Raw genomic sequence first — 1,380 nt, 5'->3', positions numbered from 1 at the left:
CGGGTCATGTATGGATGCCCCCGGTCGCACAAGAGGTTTTGAAGCGGCGCCGGCGTGTGATCGGATGCGGTCATGTATCAGGCCTGTTGTGCGGACCGATATCCGCTGGCCGGTATGGAGATGCGCGGATCTGATGCAAAACACTTCTGCGGGCTCGTAGCCCTATGACTCGGAATGCATTTTCAGAACCGGATCTGTCCGATCATTTGCCCTTACTACTCCTCGATCTTCTCACACGCCCGACGCACCGGGAGCTGACCGCGCGATCATTTGATCACGCCGCGACAGCCACCGGATTCCTGTAATCCTCATCCTTGGTCAACATCGCCCAGACAGAGCGGGCCATCTTGTTGGCCAAAGCAATGGCAACAAGCATTCGGGGCTTGCGCTCCAGCATGCGGGATAGCCATGACCCTTCCGGTGGCGCTTTACGGCTTGCCCAACGCACGATCGTCATGGCGCCCGTGATCAGCAATCGCCGGATATCGCGCTGACCCATTTTAGAGGTTCTGCCGAGGACCTGTTTACCGCCGGTCGATCGCTGGATGGGCACAAGTCCGAGCCAGGCGGCAAAATCCCTTCCGCGCCGGAAAGTCTCCATTGGAGGTGCGAAGGCCTCGATAGCCATAGCGGTGACATGGCCGATCCCCGGTACGGTCAACAGCCGGGCCGTCGTAGCCGCCTTGCCCGCTTCTTGCTGCAGAACTTTCTCAAGCGTAACGATCTGCTCACTTAGCGAGGCGATCTGCGTGAGGTAAAGCCGTGCCGTCTCGATGATCAGCAGATCGAGAGATGTTTCGGCTTCCTCAATTGCGGCCTCCAGTATCCGGACATTCGTCACTCCTTGGGGAGCAACGACACCATGTTTCAATTGCGTGCGTTGCCGAACCAATAGGTCGCGAGTCCTGAACACCATCGCACCGGCCTGCTGCCTCTGAGATTTGACCTCAACGAAACGCATATTCGGCCGCACAGCCGCTTCAGCAATCGCCTCCGCGTCCGCAGCGTCGTTCTTCTGCCGCTTCACAAATGGCTTTACGTAAATGGGCGGGATCAAGCGAACCTCGTGCCCCAAGTCTCTGATGGCCCGACCCCAAAAATGTGCGCTAGCGCAAGCTTCCATCGCAACAATGCAGCGTGGTTGCCGAGCCAGAAATGCCACAAGCTGAGATCGGCTCAGCTTTTTGCGAAATATCACGTGCCCGTTCGAGCATGCTCCATGTGCTTGGAAAACCCTCTTTGCCAGGTCCAGGCCAACAATGCTAACACCGTCCATGGATGCCTTCTCCTCTGCTGTGACGTTCGGAAACATCACAATGGCACATTTGATGCCGTCGGGAGGGGGCATCCACTCCATCACTTCTCAGTGGAAATCAACAA

1 protein-coding gene is annotated in these 1,380 nt (G+C 57.3%); it reads right to left on the bottom strand.

Going from position 1 to position 1,380, the window contains the following annotated elements; translation table 11 throughout:
- Positions 1 to 274 precede the first annotated feature (274 nt).
- The gene (locus GGQ90_RS28875) at positions 275 to 1,276 is read right to left on the bottom strand and encodes an IS110 family RNA-guided transposase (protein WP_188084654.1); all 1,002 of its coding nucleotides are present in this window, start codon (positions 1,274 to 1,276) and stop codon (positions 275 to 277) included.
- Positions 1,277 to 1,380: the final 104 nt, after the last annotated feature.

This window comes from Sphingobium scionense, assembly GCF_014197035.1.
Taxonomy (GTDB): Bacteria; Pseudomonadota; Alphaproteobacteria; order Sphingomonadales; family Sphingomonadaceae; genus Sphingobium; species Sphingobium scionense.
Note: the sequence above shows the minus strand (reverse complement) of the source record. Positions and strands in the feature narration are given on the sequence as shown.